Here is a 15,177-nt window from a genome sequence, read left to right as displayed (position 1 = left end):
CACTCGATATGAACTGGGCGACTCGATGTGAAGGAGGGTTCGGCTTTTTGGGCGCATAAGGGAGCGAGCGTCATCGAAACAAGCTACAAACGTGAGCGAGCGTCATCGGGGGATGAACGCAAAAATGCCCGCAGCCTCGAAAGGCAACGGGCATTCACGCTGTAGGAAGTATCTCTACTTCTTGTTGCGGCGCTGGTGGCGGGTCTTGCGAAGCAGCTTGCGGTGCTTCTTCTTGGCCATACGCTTGCGGCGCTTCTTAATAACTGAACCCACGTAAGTTCCTTACCAAACTAGATTGAGATTCTGTCTGCTGGGTGAGGTCCTTGAACTGAGCAACAGACTTTTACAACTGACAGATTCTTACAATGACGTAAAACGTTCCTTAACAGGGTACCGCCTATCGGGGGCACCCAATGACCGCTGGCCCTATGTAAACCAAGCAAGTCTCAAGCGGTCTCCGAGCGTCCATCGACGACCGCACCCTTGAGGTACTGGTTCACTGCTTCCTCGGGGACACGGAATGAACGCCCAAAACGGACGGCTGGCATTTCTCCCGAGTGGACCAGGCGGTACACGGTCATTTTGGAAACCCGGAGGACTTCGGCAACCTCGGCCACGGTCATGAAACGCGCGTTCGAGAAGTTAGTCTCTGCGGACATTTCTCCATATTCCTTTGCTCTCAGCGGTTAGCGGCGAACCCCAGCATTCATTACCTGGTGTGCCGATGCTGAGCCATCAAACAACCATGTGCTAGATACTCTAGAGGCTGCTGGTACCAAAGTGAAAGTGTTTCAGCCAACTGTGGGCATGGTTTTCGCTAGTCGGCAGCTGCCACACGACGCTTGCGTGCCGAGGCCGCCAACTGGTCCAGGACGGACACTGTGACCTCCCATTCCATGCAGGCGTCAGTAACGCTCTGGCCGTACACCAAGTCCTGTTCCCCAGCCAGCTGCCGTTCCACATCCAGGTTCTGTGCCCCGCCTACCAGGAAGCTTTCCAGCATCACTCCGGCGATCGGCGAAGCCACGTTGTCCTCCAGCTGGGCGCCGATCTCCAGTGCAACCTCGGCTTGGCGGTGGTGGCTCTTGCCGCTGTTGGCGTGGCTCGCGTCCACGATCAGCCGGGGATTCAATCCCTTGGCCGAGAGCTTCTCCGAGGCCTCGGCGACGTCGGCGGCGGAGTAGTTCGGGCCCTTTCGGCCACCGCGCAGGATCACATGGGTGTCCGGGTTGCCCGCGGTCGCCACGAGGGCGGCGCGGCCATCGCCGTCGATTCCCAAGAATGCCTGCGGTGCGGCAGACGCACCGCAAGCGTCGATCGCTACCTGGAGGTCGCCGTCGGTCCCGTTCTTGAAGCCGATCGGCATGGAGAGTCCGGAGGCGAGTTGGCGGTGGATCTGGCTCTCGGTGGTACGGGCTCCAATGGCACCCCACGCCACGAGGTCGGCCATGTATTGCGGGCTGATGGGTTCCAGGAACTCTGTGGCCGTCGGCAGGCCGAGGGCCGTGACTTGCTGCAGGAATCCGCGCGCCGTACGGAGCCCGGCCGCGATGTCGTGGCTGCCGTCCAGGTGGGGATCATTGATGAGGCCCTTCCAGCCCACCGTGGTGCGCGGCTTCTCGAAGTAGGCCCGCATGACGATCAGCAGGTCCTCCTTGTGCTTCTCGGCCTGGCTGACGAGGCGGCGGGCGTATTCCAAGCCGGCCTTCGGGTCGTGGATGGAGCACGGGCCAACGATCACGAGCAGGCGGTCGTCAACTCCGTCCATGATTGCGCGGACTCCGTCGCGTCCGCGCTCGACGACGGCCGAGGCCCTGGCGTCCAACGGCAGTTCCGCGCTGATTTCCTGCGGCGTGGGGAGCGGTTCGAAGCGGCTTACGCGCAGGTTCGACGTCGACTGCGCGGCGGCAGCCCCGATGTCCGCGTTATGTGTGCTGGGCTCTGCGGCGATGCTGGTCATGAAGTGGGTCCTGTTCCGGAGAGGAGCGGACCCTACTTAGAGCCCGCCTGGAAATGGCGAAGGGCAGAGAATGATCTCTGCCCTGTTGGCTCTGAAGGAAAGTTGGATGCGTGTCAGTTAGACGCGGGCCCCTCCAGAGCCAACGAAAAATACGCATACCAACGGTTAGTCATAGCCAAACCATAGCCTCGGCTTCCAGCCGCTCGCAAATCGAAATGCAACGACATCAAGAGAAACCGCTTCCCCACGCAATATAAACTTCACCTCAGAACAAATCGCCGCTCGCGAGGCGGCAGCAACTCCAGGAAGGAACCCATGCCAGGCAGAAGAAACACCCGGCGGGTGGGCATCGCAGATGTGGCATCCATGGCCGGCGTTTCGCATGCCACCGTTTCCCGTGTCATGAACGGCAATACCACCGTGGACGTGGACATTGCCGCGCGCGTTCGCGCAGCCGCCTCCGAGCTGAAATACAAACCAAACCCAGTAGGCCGGAGCCTGGCCCTGGGAAAAACGGACACTATCGGAATCGTGGTTCCGGACCTGTCCAACCCGACGTTCCAGGCCATCCTTCGTGGGCTCAGCATTGCCGCCGCCCGCGACGGCTACCGCGTTTTGATCGCGGACTCATCCGAGGTCTCCAGTGAAGAAGCAATTCTCGCCGGGGAAGCCCGGCGGCGTTGCGACGGCGTCGTTCTCTGCGCCCCCCGCATGAGCGACGCCGAACTCGAAGAACTCGCCCCCACCCTCTATCCGCTCGTGCTCATCAACCGGACCACCGAGTCGGTACCGACACCCAGCCTCGTAGTGGACTACGGCCAAGGCATCCAGGAACTCGCCGCCCATCTCGTTGAGCTGGGCCATCGAAAATTGGCCTATCTGACGGGTCCGGACCGGAGCGCGTCCAACGTGCAGCGGCTCCGGGGGCTCGAGAAGTTCACGGCCGAGTACCCGGACGTCGAATTGCAGTTCATTCCGGGAGGCAACACGTTCGACGCCGGGTTTGAGTCGAGCGATGCCGTCGCCTCATGCGGCGCCACCGGCATCCTCGTCTTCAACGACGTCGCAGCGATGGGCTTGTTGAGTGGCCTGAGCCAGCGAGGGATCCGCGTGCCGGAAGACTTGTCGCTCACGGGTTTCGATGACATGCCCTTCGCCCGGTACACCATGCCTCCACTGACCACCGCGGCCGTGCCGATCACCGATCTCGGCGATCTTGCGTGGCGCCGCATGCGGGAGCAGATTCAGGCCAACGACGCCGCGTCCCCCACGAATTACTTCCCCCCGCGGATTGAGCTCAGGGGCAGCACCGGACCCGTCAAGGCCTAGTCTCCGCGGGAGGCCGGCCCAGCCCAGCTTCCCGGTAGTACCCCTCGATGTGCGCGGTGACGAGCATCGCTGCCCGGCCGCCGTCGCCGTTGTTCAGCGCCTCCAAGATGGCGCGGTGCTCGCACCGCAGGCGGTTCGCGGTGCTGTCCCAATCCGGCAGGTTGGCAGTCAGGGCCGCGGCGTAGCCTTCGATCGCTTCGCGCAGCGAGCCCATGATGGTGCTCACCACCGCATTTCCCGCGGCTTCCGCCAGCGCCAGGTGGAAGGCGACGTCCAGCGCGAGGAAGCCGTCGACGGCGGAGCTTGCGTCCATTTCGTCCAGCAGCCTCGCTGCTTCCGCGAGTTCGGGGGCGTCGGCTTTGGCGCGGGATACCGCCCACGATTCGAGCAGGACCCGGGTTTGCACGATGTCCGCGACGGGCAAATGTTGCGTGGCCACATGGAGGCGGAGCGCGGAGCCGAGGGCCGTGGCCGGTTCGGCGATGACCACTGTCCCGGCGTCCTTGCCGGACCCCACGCCGGCCCGGACCACACCCATGGCTTCCAGGATCCGGATGGCTTCACGGACTGATGTCCTTGAGACTTCCAGTTGCTCTGCGAGCGCCCGTTCGGCGGGGAGCCGCCCGCCCAGCACCAAATGTCCGTCCGACAGTTGCTTTTCGATCCAACTGAGGACGAGTTCGTGCGTTCGCATGGATAAATACTAGTTGATGTGGTTGGACCACATGGCATAGAGTGTGGTCCAACCACACAAACACACTGGAGACAGCATCATGACGCAGACAGTCCAGCCGAGCAGCGCCCCTTCCCTCGAGGTGCCCGCGAACGTCCCCACCGCCGTCGGGCGCCCCGCTGCACTGAAGCGCCGGGTTCCCAAGTACTCCGACCTGGCTCCCCTGATGAAATTCAAGAAGCCCGAGTTCAGCAACGCGGCGAAGCTGCGCCGCGCATCCACCATTTGGGAACTAAGGGACATGGCCAAGCGGCGAACTCCCCAAGCACCATTCGACTACACGGACGGCGCGGCCGAGGCTGAGATCACCCTCCGCCGGGCCCGCCAGGCGTTCCAGGACATCGAGTTCCGGCCGGGAATCCTGCGCGACGTCTCCAGCATCGACCTCAGCACCGAGATCCTGGGCAAAATGTCCCGGCTTCCGTTCGGTATAGCACCCACGGGATTCACGCGCATGATGCAGTCGGAGGGTGAGTACGCGGGCTCGCAGGCGGCCGAAGCGGCTGGTATTCCGTACACCCTGTCCACCATGGGCACGGCTTCCATTGAGGACGTTGCCGCGGCCGCACCGAACGGCCGCAATTGGTTCCAGCTGTACCTCTGGACGGATCGGGACAAGTCACTCGAACTGATCGAGCGCGCCGCCAAGGCCGGAAACGACACCCTCATGGTCACGGTTGACACCGCCGTCGCGGGCGCCCGGTTGCGCGATGTCCGCAACGGCATGACCATTCCGCCCGCGCTCACCGTGAAGACCGTGCTGGATGCTTCCTATCGGCCCGCCTGGTGGTTCAACTTCCTCACGCACGAGCCACTGACCTTCGCTTCACTCTCGCGCTACACGGGCACAGTGGCCGATCTCATCAATTCCATGTTCGATCCCACCCTGACCTTTGACGACCTCGACTGGCTGCGCGAAACGTGGAAGGGAAAGCTGGTAGTCAAGGGCATTCAGACAGTGGACGATGCCCGCAAGGTGGTGGACCACGGCGCGGACGGCATCGTGATTTCAAACCACGGCGGACGCCAACTGGACCGCGCGCCGATTCCGCTGCACCTCGTTCCGGAGGTCGCCGCCGCCCTGAAAGCGGACGGCAGTGACGCGGCCATCATTCTCGACACGGGCATTATGAGCGGCGCGGACATCGTGGCGGCCCTTGCCCTCGGCGCCGATTTCACGCTGATCGGCCGGGCCTACCTCTACGGACTCATGGCCGGCGGCCGCGCCGGCGTGGACCGCACCATCCAGATCCTGGAGAAGGACATGGCCCGCACCATGGCCCTGCTTGGAGTAACGAAGGTCTCGGAACTGACCCCGGACCACGTGCGGTTGCTGAGCAGGTAACCTGCCGCTGGCCTTCCCTACTTCTTCCGGCCGAACTTCGGCAGATTGGGTAGATTCGGCAGGTTGGCCAAGAGGTCCGCTGCCTTCGTGGCGGCACGGCCAACCGTGCGGCCGATCTGCTGCGGCATGGTGTCGTCCATCCCCGCCGCGGCGGCAGCGGCGCCGGAATCCGGCGTGGGCTCAGGCGAGCGCACGACGTCGGTGCTCGCCGACGGTGTGCCAAGGGGTTCCTCGTCGGGCTGCGGAAGCTGCTTCCTCGCGGCGCGCGGGCTACCAGCCACGGTGGAGGCTTCGGCTGCGGGCCGGGCGGGTCCGACGTCGAACGTCTCAAGCCAGTCGGCAACCCCGGCGAGCGGCTTGGGGTTCAACGCGTAGTAGCGTTTCTGCCCCTGTGCGCGCATGCTGACGAGATCCGCCTCGCGGAGTACCTTCAAATGCTTTGAAATGGTGGGCTGGCTCGCTGCGAGCTCCTCCACCAGTTCCCCCACAGCTTTATCCCCAGAGCGGAGGGAAACCAGAATGTCACGCCGGGTTGCCTCAGCAATGACGGCAAATACGTCGTCAGTCACCATGCCTCCCACCCTAGCGACATATACGCCAAAAGGCATCAACTATTTCGCTTCTGCGCGGTGTTGACCCAGCTTTGCGCCAGCTGGCCGAACAACCATCAGTCGAACCAGGGATCCAAGCCGTAGAGGGGAAAGATCTCCTTGCGGGTGGCAATGACGGTGCGGTCCACGGCGTCGGCAGGGTCGTACCCCACCTCCCACGAGCGCCACCATGTGTCGACGCCGTCGCCCATGAGTTCCGGAACCGATTCCCCGTACTTCTCCTTGACATAGTTCCGGAAGATTTCGGGGACCGGAGCCGTCAACTGCACGGGGTGCTGGGCCACGATTCCTATCAAGTGGCTCCAGGTCCGCGGCACCACTCCCGTGATGTCGTAGCCCCCTCCCCCGGTGGCAATCCAGCGGTTCTCGCAGACCCTGGCGGCGAGGCCCGCGACGGCGGTGGCCGCCTCGCGTTGGCCGTCCACGCTGAGGTTGAGGTGCGTGAGGGGATCGAGTTTGTGGGAGTCACAGCCGTGCTGGCTCACGATGACTTCCGGCTCAAAGGCCCGGACGAGTTGCGGCACAACTGCATGGAACGCGCGCAGCCACCCGGCGTCGCCCGTCCACGCAGGCAAGGCCACGTTGACGGCTGAGCCGAGCGCATCCGGGCCGCCGATCTCGTCGGCGAATCCCGTTCCTGGGAACAACGAAAGGCCGCTCTCGTGCAGGGAGATCGTCAGGACCCTGGGATCGTTCCAGAAGATGCTCTGGGTGCCATCACCGTGGTGGGCGTCGATGTCGATGTACGCAACCCTCCGGACTCCGCCGTCGAGTAGCCTCTGCACGGCGAGGGCGGCGTCGTTATAGATACAAAACCCACTGGCCCGCTCACGGGAAGCATGATGCATGCCGCCGCCGAAGTTGACGGCCCGGACCGCGGTACCGGACAGGATGGCCTCGGCCGCGAGCAACGATCCGCCCGCAAGACGGGCGCTTGCTTCGTGCATTCCCGCAAACGCGGGATCATCTTCGGTGCCGAGCCCGCGTTCCGGGTCCGGCGTCGTCGGGTCCTCACTGGCGCGCCGCACGGCGGCGACGTATTCGGCGCTGTGAACGGCGAGGAGTTCGACGTCGGTCGCGACCCCGGGCGCTTGGACGGACACATGCTCCAGGTCGAAGAGTCCGAGCGCCGCGGCGAGCCTGGCCGTCAGTTCCAGCCGCGCGGGGGCCATCGGATGCGAGGGACCGAAATTGTATGCGGTCATGGCGGGATCCCACGCCACCGTCGTTGGCAGCGCGGACGGACGGAGGCCGGCCCAGGAAGTCATCAATGACAGGCTACCCGAGCCGCGGGAGCGCACCTGCCCCGTTACAGCGGGCGATTAGTGGTTTACTACTCAAGAAAGCAGAATCAATCGACCAGAAGCGAACAGCACCGCCATGACTCAGAGCCAGTCGAGGTCCCGAGACCCGGCCAGCTGGCAAACCGTCCAGCCGGAGCGGGGAGGCCTGTGGATTTTCACGGGTATCCGCGACTTCATCGACAACATCGCCAACACCTCACCGGCCCGATTGGCCCTGACGGCCTATGGCCTCGCGATTCTCTTGTTCACCGGTCTGCTTTCCCTGCCGGCGGCATCGGCTGACGGCGCGGCCACCCCCATCCACCAGGCCTTGTTCACCGCTGTCTCCAGCGTCTGTGTGACCGGTTTGACCGTTGTGTCGACGGCGACGCACTGGACCTTCTTCGGCCAGCTCGTGATTCTCGTGGGCATCTTCGTAGGGGGATTGGGAACCCTGACGCTCGCTTCCCTCCTGGCGCTCATGGTCAGCAAACGGCTGGGAGTGAGGGGCAAGCTCATCGCCCAGGAGGCCTTGAACCACGCAGGACGCTTGGGCGAAGTGGGTACCTTGTTGCGGATCGTCATCTCGACGTCTGTGACCATCGAGGCCGTACTGGCCGTCGCGATGATTCCCCGGTTCGTCACACTCGGAGAGGACTTCTGGCAGGCCGTCTGGCACGGGGCCTTCTACTCGATCTCTTCTTTCAACAATGCCGGTTTCACACCCCATTCCGACGGAATCGTGCCGTACGAGGCGGACCTGTGGATTCTGGTGCCGCTTATGCTTGGCGTGTTCCTCGGCAGCCTCGGCTTCCCCGTGATGCTGGTGCTCCGGAGGCACGGTCTCCGTTGGAAGAAGTGGAGCCTCCACACCAAGCTGACCATCCAGGTTTCCCTGATACTCCTCGTTGCCGGCGCAGCCCTCTGGGCCCTGATGGAGTGGGACAACACCAACACCATCGCCAACATGAGCCTTGGGGACAAGATCACGCATTCCATTTTCGCCTCGGTCATGACGCGCTCCGGAGGCTTCAACCTGGTTGACCAGAGCCATATGGATTCCACCACCAGGCTGCTGTCGGACGCGCTCATGTTCGCCGGCGGCGGTTCGGCGTCGACGGCGGGCGGCATCAAAGTGACCACTATCGCGGTCATGTTCCTTGCCATCGTCGCTGAGGCACGTGGCGACGACGACGTCAAGGTCTACGGCCGCACGATCCCCGAGGGCACCATGCGGGTGGCCATCTCAGTGATCGTCGCTGGTGCCACCTTGGTATGCGCAGCCGCATTCTTGTTGCTGGCCATCAGCGGGGCCAGCCTGGACCGGGTACTGTTCGAAACCATTTCAGCCTTCGCAACGGTGGGCCTGAGCACGAACCTCAGTGCCGAGTTGCCGCCGTCGGGAGTCTACATTCTCGCCGCCCTCATGTTCGCCGGCCGCATCGGCACCATCACCCTTGCCTCCGCCCTGGCCCTCCGCCAGCGCAGGCAGCTATTCCATTACCCGGAAGAGAGGCCAATCATTGGCTAATTCAACAGGCGCCCCCAACCGGCCGGCGCACAACGCCCCCGTGCTGGTGATCGGCCTGGGCCGCTTCGGTGCAGCCACTGCCGAGCAGCTCGTCAAGCAGGGACGCGAAGTCCTGGCCATCGAGCGGGACCGCACGCTCGTCCAGACCTGGGCGTCCGTCCTGACCCATGTGGTGGAGGCCGACGCCACGAACATCGACGCCCTCCGCCAGCTCGGCGCGCAGGAATTCAGTTCCGCAGTGGTCGGAGTGGGTACGTCGATCGAGTCCTCGGTGCTCATCACGGTGAACCTCGTGGATCTGGGCATCGAACACCTCTGGGTTAAAGCGATCACTGCCTCACACGGCAAGATCCTCACGCGAATCGGCGCCAACCACGTCATCTATCCCGAGGCCGACGCCGGGGTCCGTGCGGCCCACCTCGTATCGGGGCGCATGCTGGACTTCATCGAGTTCGACGACGACTTCGCGATCGTGAAAATGTACCCGCCGAAGGAAACCGTGGGCTTCACGCTGGATGAGTCCAAGGTCCGCTCCAAGTACGGCGTGACGATTGTCGGCGTGAAATCCCCGGGCGAGGACTTCACCTATGCCCGGCCGGACACGAAGGTTTCGGGCCGGGACATGCTGATTGTGTCCGGGCACGTGGACCTGCTGGAGCGCTTCGCGGCCCGGCCGTAACTACCCTCGAGTTTGTTTGGAGCCGGCTGCCGTAGCATGGGGCGGATGGTATTCATACGGCTGTACCGCGAAGGAAAACTCGAACGCGACGATGTCGGCGCCCATGAGATCGAGGCCCTTGCCCACCAGGATGACGTGGTGCTGTGGATCGACTTCACCAATCCGACAGCGGATGACCTCCTGGGCGTCGAGACGGTGTATGGGCTCCACCGCCTGGCCGTTGAGGACGCCGTCCATGACTTCCAGCGGCCCAAGCTGGACCGGTACCCGAACCATTTGTTCCTGTCGGCCTATCAGGCGGGGCTGGAGTCCGGCACCGGCGAACTCGCCATCGCCGAGATTTCGGCATTCGTGAGCCGGAACGCCCTCGTGACTGTGCACGGCCCTGATTTCGACACAGACAAGTTGATGGCGCACTGGGATGCGGAAACTGACCTGACCGCCCATGGGGTGCCCTTCCTCTTCTGGGGCCTGCTGGACTTGATCGTCGACGGGCATTTCGACGCCGTCCAGGAACTCGACGGTTACATCGACACTCTCGAAGAATCCCTTTTCGACGATCACTCCCCCGACCACGACCTGCAGCGGAAGACCTTCGAGCTGCGCAAGAACCTGGTCCGGCTCCGCCGCGTGATCCTGCCCATGCGCGAAGTCCTCAACACCCTCCTGCGCCGCGATGACCTCGTCGGTTGCAGCCCCGCGATGCAGCCCTTCCTGCAGGACGTCTACGACCATGTTCTGCGTGCCACTGAATGGACGGAATCGCTCCGTGACCTGGTCACCACCATCCTGGAAACGCATATCAGCATCCAGGGGAACCAGATGAACCTGGTCATGAAAAAAGTCACCAGCTGGGCCGCTATCATCGCCGTCCCCACCGCCGTCACCGGCTTCTTCGGGCAGAACGTGCCCTTCTTCGGCTTCCAGAACGATTACGGTCTCTGGCTCTCCAGCGCACTCATGGCCGGAGGATCAATATTCCTGTACCTGGCGTTCAAGAAACGGGACTGGATCTAGCCGACTCCCGCGGCTCAGGCAGCGGGCCTCTTTGAGGGAGAAGGCTAGGCGAGTTGCTGCGTGATTTCTGCGGCGCGGGCAGCCGCTGCACGGGCTCCGGCGGCGATGATCGCGGGTATGCCGCCTTCATTGAAGGCCGCGATGGCGCGCTCCGTGGTGCCGTTGGGGCTGGTCACGGCGATGCGCAGTGCGGTCGGATCCGCGCCGGGCTCGGCAAGCATGAAGCCGGCACCTGCCACGGTCTCCCGGGAAATCATGAGGGAAAGCTCGGGATCCAAGCCAAGTTCGACCCCGGCGGCGGCCATGGCTTCGGCAAGGTAGAACGCGTACGCGGGGCCGGAGCCGCTGATGGCAGACAGGGCATCCACCTGTTCCTCGGGGATTTCCACCACGGTTCCTGCCGCGGCGAGGATGTCCTTGGCCTGCTGGAGCTGCTCGGGAGTGCAGTTGGTTCCGGGAGAAACGGAGACCACCCCGCGGCCGAGCTTGGCGGGCGTGTTAGGCATGGTGCGGATGACCGGCTGGCCCGCCGGCAACGCTGCTTCCAGCTGGGCAATGGACACGGCAGCGGCAACACTGATCACAATGGTGTTCTTGGCCAGCGCGGGCGAGATCTCGCGGGCAAGATCAGCAATGCCCACGGGCTTGACACCCAAGATGACAACCGACGCGCCTTTGGTGGCCAGCTTGTTGTTGTCTGGTTCCTCTACTCCGGCGATGGTCATGACATGGTGGCGCTCGGCCAGTTCGGCGGCGCGTTCCGCGCGACGTACGGTGGCGACGACGTCCGACGGATCCGTTCCGGCGGCCAGCAAGCCACCCAGAATGGCCTCGTTCATGGATCCACAGCCAAGGAATGCGATTCGGTTGCTCATGGCTCCATGATGCCAGTTCAGCCGCGCACAGCAGAACCAATTGCAGGGTTGTCCAGAGGCGCCAAGGATTCCCAGCTAGTTCCCAAGGTTATTGCAGGCTGCACCCAATATCGCTCCGTAACTTAGTAGTTACCTCATTGAGGGTGCGAGTGATGAGGCGGGCATGGGGATGTCCGCCACAAGCACCGGTGGTCGAACGGGTTTCCCCCCATTTTCCCGTATCGACCGCCGGTGCTTTCTCGCTTTAAGGAGCGTGGGGCTAAATCTCAACAGCCCTTAGATCTCGAAGGCTCCCACGAGTGGCGCTCCCAAATGCTGGCGCGCAAAGCGCAGGGTTTCAGCGAGCCACTCCTCGCGCTCTCCGGCAGCTTTTGCCTTGCGGGTGGAGATCTCGGCAACCACTGTGCCCTCGAATCCGTTGGATGCCAGATGCTGCAGCACCTCGGCGCACTGTTGGGTCCCGTACCCGGGGATCAGGTGCTCGTCCTTGCCCGAACCGGAACCGTCGGTGAGGTGGACGTGGCGCAACTTGCTCCCGAGCGCCCGCACGGCCTCAAGACTGTTGGCCCCGGCAGTGGCGGCGTGCGAGAAGTCCCACGTGACGTCGTCGTAATCTTGGCCCATCGGGTCCCAGTGCGGAAGGTAAGCAAGCGCTTCCCGGCCGCGCACGCGCCACGGGTACATGTTCTCTACCGCAATGTGCACTTGGTACATCGCCGCGATCTCGCGCACACCGGCGGCGAAGTTCTCGGCATAGTTCGACTGCCAGCGGAACGGCGGGTGGACCACCACCGTGTTGCAGCCCACCTCCCGCGCCATCTGGCAGGACATCTCGATCTTGTTCCACGCCGGACCCCAGACCTGTTGGGTCAGCAGCAAGGTGGGCGCGTGGATGGAGACGATCTGCTGGTCGTAACGATGGCTGAGCTGGATCAAGGCATCCGGGTTCTGGCTGGTGGCGTTGTTGGTCACCATCACCTCGACGCCGTCGTACCCCAGGTCCTGGGCTACCGCAAACGCGTCATGGACGCTGAGTGGATAGACAGAAGCGCTGGAAAGCGCCACCGGGATCCTCGGCGTGTCTTCTTCGGAGTGCTCGACGTCGGTGCTCATGTCAGTTGGCCTGCCTGCCGGCGGTTGGGATGGGGATGGACGCTGCCGCGGGCGCGGCCGTTCGGGTGTTGGCGCCCATGCGGGGCACCGGTACGGCGCCGCCGAGCCCGACATGCGGGGCCGGGGCCAGCGGGCCGTCGAAGATCAGCTGGTCGAGTCGGCGCAAGATCAATCCTTCGCGCAATGCCCAAGGGCAGATCTCCATGCTTGGAAACTCGAACATTTCCAAGGCCGCCTCGGCCACGAGGGCTCCAGCAAGGATCTGCCCGGCCCGCGCATCCGAGACCCCCGGGAGATAGAGCCGGTCCTCGACCGTCATGGCCGAGATGCGCTGCGCCCAGAGTCCCAAGTCCGTGGCATGGAGCTCGCGTTTGACGTACGGACCGGCACCGCTGGGGGCCGCACCCGCGATGCGCGCAAGTGAACGGAAGGTCTTGGAGGTTCCGGCCACCAGGTTGGCCCGGCCGAGTTGCTTGAACTCACGCACCACGGGTTTGAGTGTTTGGCGGATGTACTTGCGCAGCTCCTTGACGCTCTTGGCCGACGGCGGGTCATTGTGGAGCCAGTCCCGGGTCAAGCGGCTGGCGCCCAGGGGGACGGACACCGCGAGCTCGGGCAGCTCGTCCTGGCCGAATGCCATTTCGAAAGAGCCGCCGCCGATGTCCAGGTCCAGGATGGGACCGGCGCCCCAGCCATACCAGCGTCGAACCGCGAAAAAGGTCATGGAGGCCTCTTCGCTACCGGTCAGTTCCTGCAGCGTCACGGTAGTCTCGTGCTTCACCCTGGCCAGGACTTCGGGACCGTTGGTGGCTTCCCGGATAGCCGACGTACAAAAGGCCAGTAGATCCTCGGCCTTGTGGCGGGCTGCGAACTCCCACGCTTCAAGGACGAACTCGATCAACTCGTGTTGTCCGGCGTCGTTGATGTTACCTTCGGCGTCCAGGAACTGGACCAGCGAAAGGGGTCGCTTATGGGAGGCAAACGCGACCGGGCGTGCGCCCGGGTGCGCGTCCACCAAAAGCAAATGGACGGTGTTGGAACCGATGTCTAGGACGCCAAGACGCATTCTGCCATTATTCCCCGATTCGAAGCGAGTGAAGCAAGTGCGACCGCCGATTCGTGCTGGCGGCTAGTCAATTATTCCTGGGGTCTGGCGTTTGCGGCGCCGTCGGTGGGACTAGTGGCTGCGTGCGGAGCCGCGTGTGTCGCCGCGTCGTCACCTTCGTCGGCGCGGGTGAAGTCCCGGCGGACGTTGGCGATGCCCTCCGGGCCCATCTCGAAGCCGTGCTCGCTGCCGGGGTTGATCACGAGGCCAAGCTCGTCACCGATGCTATCCAGGATCGCGGCGCCATGGGTACCAAGGACGTTGGGTGCGGCCTCGAGGAAGTGCGATTCCACCCGGCTGGGGTGGCTGAAGACAGCAAGGACTGGTTGGCCCTCGGCGTTCGAGAGCACGAGTGGTTCCACCGCGGCATCGGGCCTATCCAGGGAGTCTGCGCTGAGGATGTAGACCTCGTTGTTCAAGAAGGACAGGATGACGTCCACGGGGTTCGCGTCGGCTTGTCCTGCCTTCGCGAGCTTGGACTCGAGATCGTTCAAGGGCAGGGATTCCGGGGCAGCTGGCTGATCTGTCATGGTTCCACTCGATCACGGTTGACGTGCAGGACGCAATTCCCGGCCTGCTCCCGGCCCGCCCGCCGCCCACCGCCCAATCGTCCGCCGCCGAGATCGTGGGTGTGGGCCGTACGCTGCGTCCCGGAACGTAGTCCTCGGCCCGGACCCACGATCTCAGGCCCGAAGTAGCCTGAGCAGGCGTACTTTCAGGCCGCGTTCGTCGAAGAGGCCTTTCCAATCAATGCGCAGGATCCGCCAACCCTGCTCAGTCAGCAGCTTCTCCCTTTGCCGTTCTTCGAAGATCACTTCCGCAGTTGGCTTGTAGTCGAAGTACTTTGCCTTGCCGTCGAACTCGAGCGCGGCCCGAAGGTGCGGCCACGCGAAGTCGAACCGGTAAGCGCCGCGAGGTGTTTGGACCCGCAACTGGAGCACGGGCTCCGGGAAGCCGAGTTTGGCGATCGCGTCCCGGGTCAATGTCTCCCCTGGGGATTCGGACAATGGGTTCGCAAAGGCCAGGGCTTTTCGGAACGCGGCGACTCCCCGGGCACCGACCAGGTTGGCACAGGCTGACTCCAACCACTCACGATTGCATCCGCGCCTCAAACCGTGGTCCAAGAGAATCAGGCCTTGCCGATAATTCAGTATCTGCGCGCAGTCCAGAACTGTGCGGTCAAGTGATGTCACCGAAAGTCCGTCAATCTCTATCCGTTGCCCGGGCAGGAGGAGGCCTGAATGAGCCCGGACGTCGGCCGCATGGGATCCGCTAGCTGCGTGGTACGGAATGATGACGTGGATCAAGTGATCCGCCCTCCACAAATACAAACGGTGCAGACGTGCTGCGGAGGTATGGCTGAACGTCAGCCCGTCCGCCGTAACGCGGAGGGTCCGACGGCAATACGCCGCCAACTGAGCGCGCTCCCGGCCATCGTCCGAAAGCCCATGCCAGAAGGTGCCACGGACCATGACGCCCGTCCGGACCCTCACCAGCGAGCCGGAGCGGAGGTGCTCATTGATCTGCCGTTTGCTGAGTCCTTGGGAGAGAAGCTCCTCTGTCCGCCACATGTCCCCATCCACAGGAAACGAGGGG

The 15,177-nt window shown here is 63.7% G+C and carries 16 protein-coding genes; 5 read left to right on the top strand and 11 right to left on the bottom strand.

The annotated features are described in order from the left end of the window. Positions 1 to 174: 174 nt before the first annotated feature. The 3 genes from OW521_RS15355 to OW521_RS15345 all read right to left on the bottom strand — a co-directional run bounded on the left by OW521_RS15355 (position 175) and on the right by OW521_RS15345 (position 1,960). Positions 175 to 273 (bottom strand): 30S ribosomal protein bS22, encoded by a 99-nt coding sequence (locus tag OW521_RS15355; protein WP_003792170.1) that lies wholly within the window; start codon positions 271 to 273, stop codon positions 175 to 177. A gap of 173 nt (positions 274 to 446) precedes the next feature. Next, on the bottom strand, positions 447 to 659 hold the full coding sequence (locus tag OW521_RS15350) for a helix-turn-helix domain-containing protein (protein ID WP_265977972.1): 213 nt from the start codon (positions 657 to 659) through the stop codon (positions 447 to 449). A gap of 158 nt (positions 660 to 817) precedes the next feature. Further along, entirely contained in the window at positions 818 to 1,960 is a 1,143-nt protein-coding gene (locus OW521_RS15345; RefSeq protein ID WP_268020480.1) for a 3-deoxy-7-phosphoheptulonate synthase, read from the bottom strand. 315 nt (positions 1,961 to 2,275) lie between these two features. Between OW521_RS15345 and OW521_RS15340 the strand changes: the two genes are divergently transcribed. Beyond that, positions 2,276 to 3,289, top strand: a complete 1,014-nt coding sequence (locus tag OW521_RS15340) for a LacI family DNA-binding transcriptional regulator (RefSeq protein ID WP_268020479.1) — start codon at positions 2,276 to 2,278, stop codon at positions 3,287 to 3,289. Here the strand turns inward: OW521_RS15340 and OW521_RS15335 are convergent. Continuing rightward, positions 3,279 to 3,983: a FadR/GntR family transcriptional regulator gene (locus tag OW521_RS15335; protein ID WP_268020478.1), complete on the bottom strand. Its 705-nt coding sequence runs from the start codon at positions 3,981 to 3,983 to the stop codon at positions 3,279 to 3,281. The genes OW521_RS15340 and OW521_RS15335 overlap by 11 nt on opposite strands. Before the next feature lie 79 nt (positions 3,984 to 4,062). On the opposite strand from OW521_RS15335, the gene OW521_RS15330 reads away from it, so the two are divergent. Then, on the top strand, positions 4,063 to 5,367 hold the full coding sequence (locus tag OW521_RS15330; RefSeq protein WP_442781161.1) for an alpha-hydroxy acid oxidase: 1,305 nt from the start codon (positions 4,063 to 4,065) through the stop codon (positions 5,365 to 5,367). Positions 5,368 to 5,384: 17 nt separating this feature from the next. Here the strand turns inward: OW521_RS15330 and OW521_RS15325 are convergent, their stop codons facing one another. Beyond that, the gene (locus OW521_RS15325) at positions 5,385 to 5,939 is read right to left on the bottom strand and encodes an ArsR/SmtB family transcription factor (protein ID WP_268020477.1); all 555 of its coding nucleotides are present in this window, start codon (positions 5,937 to 5,939) and stop codon (positions 5,385 to 5,387) included. Between the two features lie 95 nt (positions 5,940 to 6,034). Further along, complete coding sequence (locus tag OW521_RS15320; protein ID WP_268020476.1) at positions 6,035 to 7,246, bottom strand: acetoin utilization protein AcuC; 1,212 nt, start codon at positions 7,244 to 7,246, stop codon at positions 6,035 to 6,037. Between the two features lie 112 nt (positions 7,247 to 7,358). Here OW521_RS15320 and OW521_RS15315 point away from each other — a divergent pair, with 112 nt between their 5' ends. The 3 genes from OW521_RS15315 to OW521_RS15305 are packed head-to-tail and all read left to right on the top strand — an operon-like array spanning position 7,359 to position 10,488. Next, a complete protein-coding gene (locus OW521_RS15315) occupies positions 7,359 to 8,792 on the top strand; it encodes a TrkH family potassium uptake protein (RefSeq protein WP_268020475.1) in 1,434 nt (477 codons plus the stop codon). 40 nt (positions 8,793 to 8,832) lie between these two features. Further along, positions 8,833 to 9,471: a potassium channel family protein gene (locus OW521_RS15310; protein WP_442781277.1), complete on the top strand. Its 639-nt coding sequence runs from the start codon at positions 8,833 to 8,835 to the stop codon at positions 9,469 to 9,471. Between the two features lie 45 nt (positions 9,472 to 9,516). Next, positions 9,517 to 10,488 (top strand): magnesium transporter CorA family protein, encoded by a 972-nt coding sequence (locus OW521_RS15305; protein ID WP_268020473.1) that lies wholly within the window; start codon positions 9,517 to 9,519, stop codon positions 10,486 to 10,488. Between the two features lie 44 nt (positions 10,489 to 10,532). On the opposite strand, the gene proC is transcribed toward OW521_RS15305, so the two are convergent. From proC to OW521_RS15280, 5 genes are all read right to left on the bottom strand, one after another. After that, entirely contained in the window at positions 10,533 to 11,363 is an 831-nt protein-coding gene (proC, locus tag OW521_RS15300) for a pyrroline-5-carboxylate reductase (protein WP_268020472.1), read from the bottom strand. Between the two features lie 276 nt (positions 11,364 to 11,639). Next, on the bottom strand, positions 11,640 to 12,476 hold the full coding sequence (locus OW521_RS15295) for a sugar phosphate isomerase/epimerase family protein (protein ID WP_265977989.1): 837 nt from the start codon (positions 12,474 to 12,476) through the stop codon (positions 11,640 to 11,642). 1 nt (position 12,477) lies between these two features. Then, on the bottom strand, positions 12,478 to 13,542 hold the full coding sequence (locus tag OW521_RS15290; RefSeq protein ID WP_268020471.1) for a Ppx/GppA phosphatase family protein: 1,065 nt from the start codon (positions 13,540 to 13,542) through the stop codon (positions 12,478 to 12,480). Positions 13,543 to 13,613: 71 nt separating this feature from the next. Further along, positions 13,614 to 14,111, bottom strand: a complete 498-nt coding sequence (locus OW521_RS15285) for an SseB family protein (RefSeq protein ID WP_268020470.1) — start codon at positions 14,109 to 14,111, stop codon at positions 13,614 to 13,616. A 153-nt stretch (positions 14,112 to 14,264) separates the two neighbouring features. Next, complete coding sequence (locus tag OW521_RS15280) at positions 14,265 to 15,152, bottom strand: hypothetical protein (protein ID WP_268020469.1); 888 nt, start codon at positions 15,150 to 15,152, stop codon at positions 14,265 to 14,267. Between the last annotated feature and the right edge of the window lie 25 nt (positions 15,153 to 15,177).

The sequence above is a fragment of the Arthrobacter sp. MMS18-M83 genome, from assembly GCF_026683955.1.
GTDB lineage: Bacteria > Actinomycetota > Actinomycetes > Actinomycetales > Micrococcaceae > Arthrobacter.
Note: the sequence above shows the minus strand (reverse complement) of the source record. Positions and strands in the feature narration are given on the sequence as shown.